Genomic DNA, 7,366 nt, shown 5'->3' on the forward strand with positions numbered 1-7,366 from the left:
GATGACAACATTAACTAGACATTGCTTCGTCTGCCGATGGTCCATATAAGCCCGGTACAGCAATATCCAATAATCGCAAATAAACAGTCAACTGACCACGATGATGAACAATATGATTATTGACAATAAAACGTATCGCTCCAGCTCGTGGCAAACGGGCAATCTCATGGTCCCCAGCTTTAAGCACCCATTCATTAAACCAATCCGATTCGGCGATATCCTCTAGTGTTGCCTTGTTCTCTTCCAGTCCAAGAGTGAGGATTGTTTTCAACTCTTCTACTGAGGATACTTTGAGAGGCATATAATCTACTTTAAAATCAAATACGTCCTTTGGTATTGCCTTGTGTACCCAGTTATGTAACTCGACAACATGAGCGGCCAATTCGCCCAAACTCATCGATTTTTCGTGTGGGCGCCAATCCAATTTATCGTCCGGTATCCGTTCTAGAATGCGTCTGGTATTTTTTGTTTCGTGATCCAATTCGATCAAATAGCTCCTTTTGATACTCATATAAATACTAATTCATTAATTGAAAATCTTTTAATACGGTAACAGTATAGGGGAATTCCACAGCCTTATGTGCTGCCGCTCGCGCAATCTCTCCCTCTACATAGGTTACCTTGAGCGGTAAAAAAGTATTGTTCAGTACATTTTCATGGAATAATGCCTCATACCAGGTGCAGGCAGCAACGAAACGTCCGTAGTTCAGATTTAGGTGATAGCCATCACGCGTAAAATGATCCCCCACAAAACTCGAACGCGCATTTTGAACAGCTGTACCCGAAGGAATCAAAAGATCGAAATTACCCCAGTTAAACACCTCTTGCGAAGTATTGGCAATAGCTCTATACATACTATCTTGGCTACGGTTATAACGAACAAAACCTTCATGCGATGAACCGTTCTGATATGCCCAAGTTTGATGCAATATATACTTAGTTTCAGGAAATAGAATATGTTTTGTCACATAATCATATAAAGGCGGTAGATCCTTCGCATACGAGTCATAATCTCCTGATAGCGGACTTGCTTGCTGAAAGCTAATATAATCCCAAGCCTCATCGATAAGCGCTTCAGATAAGCGCTCATTCGCTTTCTCGGACATTTGCCCGTCAAGATTTATTTTGCGGTAGCGATAAGCCGGCTTATCTTCTTTTGCGTTACTTACATGTAAACTTAAAGGAGCTCCCCCAATATAGAGATTGCCGATCACTATCTTTTTCTTGCCGGCTTTCGCCAATTCACATAAATTCTGTTCGATAGCATCTTCCGAGAAACTATTACCGATGGCCAATATTCGTAGCACACCATCATCTAAAGATTTATTTTGCGCATTTAATCGATTATTCTTCAAAAAGAATACGATTAAAAAACCAAAAACCAATACCTGTTTTACTTTTATCATCATATAATGCAATAACAACTAAATTAGATAATATCTCGTAGAAATACGAATGATATACCTAGAAAGGGAGATTTTCTCCCATCTGTAAGCTATCGAGATAGGAATCTGGGTAGTATATACATCCAGTCATTACGAGTAGCTACTGCAAGGCCAATTAATACACAGCTATAGGATACAGGTCAAAAGTAATAGGAATTTGATACCGTCAGTGCAGGCTGCAGGACCGCTACCGGTTGGACTACAATCCATCGATGGGTATTTGGATGACAATGCCCCTTGGCTACGACAGTGCAGCATAGCACCGGAACACAGTGATGACTGCATGACTGCCTACTATGAAGATGTATTATGCCACTGAGCACAGTAACAGTTGCGGTTGCAGGATAGCGACAATTGCGCAACAGCTTCCGACGGACCGGGCTCACCGACGTCCATGTGCTGCGATACCAATGTGCAGAGGATATGCAGTGATGGTCAGTGGCGGAAGTGTAACGGCCATGTGCTGCGATAACCAATATGCGGAGGATAGGCAATAGCCTGTACATGGAAATACGGAAGTATTTAAACGAAAAGAAGCCCTTGACTGTTTCCAGCAAGGGCTTCCGTGTAAAAAAAGGCACCGACCTACTCTCCCACCTGTTACGGCAATACCATCGGCTCTGGCGGGCTTGACTGCTCTGTTCGGAATGGGAAGAGGTAGACACCGCCGATATAGGCACCTAAAAATCTTTATTGGTTGATCTATGATATTCATATCATCTTATTCATGCCAAATGACATAGCTATTGAAAGAGGTTCGTTTCTGTTTGTTTCAAAAATTAAAGAGGAAGACAACAGTGTCTGTCTGCTTGAGAAAGCTTCGGGCTATTAGTACCACTTGGCTTTGGTCTCTCAACCTTTACACCTATGGCCTATCAACGTAGTCATCTTCTACGACCCTATAAGGAAGTCTCATCTCGTGGCTAGTTTCGCACTTAGATGCTTTCAGCGCTTATCTATTCCAGACGTAGCTACCCTGCCGTACACCTGGCGGCATAACAGGTTCACCAGAGGTCTGTCCAACCCGGTCCTCTCGTACTAAGGTCAGATCCACTCAAACTTCCAACGCCCACAACAGATAGGGACCGAACTGTCTCGCGACGTTCTGAACCCAGCTCGCGTGCCACTTTAATGGGCGAACAGCCCAACCCTTGGGACCTTCTCCAGCCCCAGGATGTGACGAGCCGACATCGAGGTGCCAAACCTCCCCGTCGATATGAGCTCTTGGGGGAGATCAGCCTGTTATCCCCAGCGTACCTTTTATCCTTTGAGCGATGGCCCTTCCATACAGAACCACCGGATCACTATGTCCGTCTTTCGACCCTGTTCGACTTGTCGGTCTCACAGTCAAGCAAGCTTATGCCATTGCACTCCACGTACGGTTACCAAGCGTACTGAGCTTACCTTTGAAAGCCTCCGTTACCTTTTTGGAGGCGACCACCCCAGTCAAACTACCCACCAAACAATGTCCTCGGAAATACCGAGTTAGAAACCGAATACAGAAAGGGCGGTATTTCAAGGTTGATTCCATGACTCCTGGCGAAGCCACTTCAACATCTCCCGCCTATCCTACACATCCTGTACCCAATCTCAATGTTAAGCTATAGTGAAGGTGCATGGGGTCTTTCCGTCCCGTTGCGGGTAATCGGCGTCTTCACCGATACCACAATTTCACCGAGCTCATGGCTGAGACAGCGCCCAGATCGTTACACCATTCGTGCAGGTCGGAACTTACCCGACAAGGAATTTCGCTACCTTAGGACCGTTATAGTTACGGCCGCCGTTTACTGGGGCTTCGATTCAATGCTTCTCTTACGATGACATCCCCTCTTAACCTTCCAGCACCGGGCAGGTGTCAGGCCTTATACTTCATCTTGCGATTTTGCAAAGCCATATGTTTTTGTTAAACAGTCGCCTGGGCCTTTTCACTGCGGCTGCTCATCGCTGAGACAGCGCCCCTTCTCCCGAAGTTACAGGGCCATTTTGCCGAGTTCCTTAGCCATGACTCACTCGAGCACCTTAGGATTCTCTCCTCGACCACCTGTGTCGGTTTGCGGTACGGGTCTTCATAACCTGAAGCTTAGCGGGTTTTCTTGGAAGTCTGTTTACCTGCTCTATCAGCGCCACCGGAGCTTTGCTGTACTATTGGGTTTCAGCAGGGTCGGCGGATTTGCCTACCGTCCCTATACCTACGCCTTTCAACGAACTATTCCGTCAGTTCGCGGCAGTGTCACTACTCCGTCACCACATCGCAGTTATGAAGAGTACTGGAATATTAACCAGTTGTCCATCGGCTTGCCCCCTTCGGGTGCGCCTTAGGTCCCGACTGACCCTGATCCGATTAACGTTGATCAGGAAACCTTGGTCTTTCGGTGGGCGGGTTTCTCACCCGCCTTATCGTTACTTATGCCTACATTTGCTTTTCCATAACCTCCACAGTTCATTGCCAAACTGCTTCCCCGGCGATGGAATGCTCCCCTACCAGATGTACATCTTTCAGTACAAATCCATAGCTTCGGTACCGTTCTTGATGCCCGTTTATTATCCACGCCCGGCCGCTCGACTAGTGAGCTGTTACGCACTCTTTAAATGAATGGCTGCTTCCAAGCCAACATCCTAGCTGTCTGGGCAACCGGACCTCGTTAGTTCAACTTAGAACGAATTTGGGGACCTTAGCTGATGGTCTGGGTTCTTTCCCTCTCGGCCTTGGACCTTAGCACCCAAAGCCTCACTGCCGGCTATATTTGATAGCATTCGGAGTTCGTCTGGATTTGGTAGGATTTGACTCCCCCGCACCCAATCGGTAGCTCTACCTCTATCAAACTCTACGCCGACGCTGTTCCTAAAAACATTTCGGGGAGTACGAGCTATTTCCCAGTTTGATTGGCCTTTCACCCCTACCCTCAGGTCATCCGGAAACTTTTCAACGTTTATCGGTTCGGTCCTCCATTACATGTTACTGCAACTTCAACCTGCCCAAGGGTAGATCACAAGGTTTCGCGTCTACCTCATCTGACTATGCGCCCTATTAAGACTCGCTTTCGCTTCGGCTGCGTCCCTGAAGGACTTAACCTTGCCAGACAAGAGTAACTCGTAGGCTCATTATGCAAAAGGCACGCTGTCACAGAACTTGTCTGCTCCAACCGCTTGTAAGCACACGGTTTCAGGTTCTTTTCACTCCCCTGTTCGGGGTTCTTTTCACCTTTCCCTCACGGTACTGGTTCACTATCGGTCTCTCAGGAGTATTTAGCCTTACCAGATGGTGCTGGTGGATTCCCACAGGATTTCTCCGGTCCCGCGGTACTCAGGATACCACTATGTCAACATTCTTTACCTGTACGGGGCTCTCACCCTTATTGCGCAGTTTCCCACCTGCTTCCAGTTCATAGCGCTGTACAATCTCGTGGTCCTACAACCCCGACCATGCCGTAACATGATCGGTTTGGGCTCTTTCCCGTTCGCTCGCCACTACTTGGGAAATCATTGTTATTTTCTTCTCCTACGCCTACTTAGATGTTTCAGTTCAGCGCGTTCGCGTTTTATACGACTATTCTTCAAATAGTCAGGTTGCCCCATTCGGAAATCTCTGGATCAAGTCGCATTTGCCAATCCCCAAAGCTTATCGCAGCTTATCACGTCCTTCTTCGCCTCTGAGAGCCTAGGCATCCCCCGTGTGCCCTTATTTACTTTCTTCACCGGCATAGCCTTTTGCTACTATGCGGCTGCTTTTGATATATATACTCGTATGCTAGGTTCGGGATCGTTCGGCCTTGACCGAGGGTCTCTCCCTTACTTCAAACACATACACGTATTGTCTCTATACTGTTGTCTTCTCTTGTAATTTTTTTTCTCTTTCAATATGTCAAAGAACTCTTTTTCCGGTTTATTTTAGGAGCATCTGTCGATGTTCCTCCCGGAGATGTGGAGAATAACGGATTCGAACCGTTGACCCCCTGCGTGCAAGGCAGGTGCTCTAGCCAGCTGAGCTAATTCCCCTCTTTTTTTCGTAGTCCCGAGCAGATTTGAACTGCTGACCCCTACATTATCAGTGTAGTGCTCTAACCAACTGAGCTACGGGACTAGCTTATCTTGTTCATCTCTTTCTCTCGGTCCTGCTCCTTTCGGGGCGGGCACTTTCTTCTGATGTTTTCTTCTTTTGCAATCATATGTAACGTGACGAGTACCGATCCGCGATACTCTAGAAAGGAGGTATTCCAGCCGCACCTTCCGGTACGGCTACCTTGTTACGACTTAGCCCCAATTATCGGTTTTACCCTAACACGCTCCTTTCGGTAACATGCTTTAGGTACCCCCAACTTTCATGGCTTGACGGGCGGTGTGTACAAGGCCCGGGAACGTATTCACCGCGTCATTGCTGATACGCGATTACTAGCGAATCCAACTTCATGGGGTCGAGTTGCAGACCCCAATCCGAACTGTGAATGGCTTTTAGAGATTAGCATCATATTGCTATGTAGCTGCCCGCTGTACCATCCATTGTAGCACGTGTGTAGCCCCGGACGTAAGGGCCATGATGACTTGACGTCGTCCCCACCTTCCTCACTGTTTGCACAGGCAGTCTGTTTAGAGTCCCCATCATTACATGCTGGCAACTAAACATAGGGGTTGCGCTCGTTGCGGGACTTAACCCAACACCTCACGGCACGAGCTGACGACAGCCATGCAGCACCTAGTTTCGTGTCCCGAAGGACGAATGCGTCTCTGCATTCTTCACTAACTTTCAAGCCCGGGTAAGGTTCCTCGCGTATCATCGAATTAAACCACATGCTCCTCCGCTTGTGCGGGCCCCCGTCAATTCCTTTGAGTTTCACCCTTGCGGGCGTACTCCCCAGGTGGATAACTTAACGCTTTCGCTTGGACGCTGGCTGTCTATCGCCAACATCGAGTTATCATCGTTTAGGGCGTGGACTACCAGGGTATCTAATCCTGTTCGATCCCCACGCTTTCGTGCATCAGCGTCAATACCAGCTTAGTGAGCTGCCTTCGCAATCGGAGTTCTAAGACATATCTATGCATTTCACCGCTACTTGTCTTATTCCGCCCACTTCAAATGGATTCAAGCCCATCAGTATCAAAGGCACTGCGATGGTTGAGCCACCGTATTTCACCCCTGACTTAATAGGCCGCCTACGCACCCTTTAAACCCAATAAATCCGGATAACGCTCGGATCCTCCGTATTACCGCGGCTGCTGGCACGGAGTTAGCCGATCCTTATTCTTCCAGTACATTCAGCTAGATACACGTATCTAGGTTTATTCCTGGACAAAAGCAGTTTACAACCCATAGGGCAGTCATCCTGCACGCGGCATGGCTGGTTCAGGCTTCCGCCCATTGACCAATATTCCTTACTGCTGCCTCCCGTAGGAGTCTGGTCCGTGTCTCAGTACCAGTGTGGGGGATTCTCCTCTCAGAGCCCCTAGACATCGTCGCCTTGGTAAGCCGTTACCCTACCAACTAGCTAATGTCACGCGAGCCCATCTCTATCCTATAAATATTTAATAGCTAACCGATGCCGGTCAGATATATTATGCGGTGTTAATCTCTCTTTCGAGAGGCTATCCCCCTGATAGAGGTAGGTTGCTCACGCGTTACGCACCCGTGCGCCACTCTCACCGTCTTCGAGCAAGCTCTCCGACGGATCCCGTCCGACTTGCATGTATTAGGCCTGCCGCTAGCGTTCATCCTGAGCCAGGATCAAACTCTCCATTGTAAAATGAAGTTTTTGATTCCAACTATTTACATAATCAGAATTCTTTTTTTATATCTCTGATCTTGGATCGAATTGAACTAATTCTTGAATTTGTTCATGACTTTCGTTTGTCTACTCGTCACGCTTACATGATTGTGTTTTCTTAAAGAACTTTTCTCGCTTCAACTTCCGTATCCGCTATATTCCGAT

Annotated in this window: 3 protein-coding genes, 2 tRNA genes and 3 rRNA genes; 1 reads left to right on the forward strand and 7 read right to left on the reverse strand. The window is 47.6% G+C overall.

The features are described 5' to 3' along the window. Nucleotides 1–10: 10 nt before the first annotated feature. Nucleotides 11–511, reverse strand: coding sequence for a DinB family protein (locus A9970_RS15270; protein ID WP_182982904.1), 501 nt, complete (start codon nucleotides 509–511; stop codon nucleotides 11–13). 7 nt (nucleotides 512–518) lie between these two features. Next, nucleotides 519–1,409 carry a DUF4886 domain-containing protein gene (locus tag A9970_RS15275; RefSeq protein ID WP_259655407.1) on the reverse strand — a complete coding sequence of 297 codons (891 nt, stop codon included), beginning with the start codon at nucleotides 1,407–1,409 and terminating at the stop codon, nucleotides 519–521. A gap of 332 nt (nucleotides 1,410–1,741) precedes the next feature. Between A9970_RS15275 and A9970_RS28505 the strand changes: the two genes are divergently transcribed. Beyond that, on the forward strand, nucleotides 1,742–1,942 hold the full coding sequence (locus tag A9970_RS28505; RefSeq protein ID WP_220801621.1) for a hypothetical protein: 201 nt from the start codon (nucleotides 1,742–1,744) through the stop codon (nucleotides 1,940–1,942). Nucleotides 1,943–2,017: 75 nt separating this feature from the next. On the opposite strand, the gene rrf is transcribed toward A9970_RS28505, so the two are convergent. From rrf to A9970_RS15305, 5 genes are all read right to left on the reverse strand, one after another. Continuing rightward, nucleotides 2,018–2,129: ribosomal RNA gene (gene rrf / locus A9970_RS15285) — 5S ribosomal RNA — on the reverse strand. Nucleotides 2,130–2,254: 125 nt separating this feature from the next. Beyond that, nucleotides 2,255–5,138 (reverse strand): 23S ribosomal RNA (locus A9970_RS15290). 229 nt (nucleotides 5,139–5,367) lie between these two features. Continuing rightward, a tRNA-Ala gene (locus A9970_RS15295) sits at nucleotides 5,368–5,441 on the reverse strand. Nucleotides 5,442–5,452: 11 nt separating this feature from the next. After that, nucleotides 5,453–5,526: transfer RNA gene (locus tag A9970_RS15300), tRNA-Ile, on the reverse strand. Between the two features lie 121 nt (nucleotides 5,527–5,647). Then, nucleotides 5,648–7,177 (reverse strand): 16S ribosomal RNA (locus A9970_RS15305). Together the 16S, 23S and 5S rRNA genes with 2 tRNA genes alongside form the textbook arrangement of a ribosomal RNA operon. Nucleotides 7,178–7,366 lie beyond the last annotated feature (189 nt).

This window comes from Sphingobacterium sp. UME9 (assembly GCF_014170215.1).
Lineage (GTDB): Bacteria > Bacteroidota > Bacteroidia > Sphingobacteriales > Sphingobacteriaceae > Sphingobacterium > Sphingobacterium paramultivorum.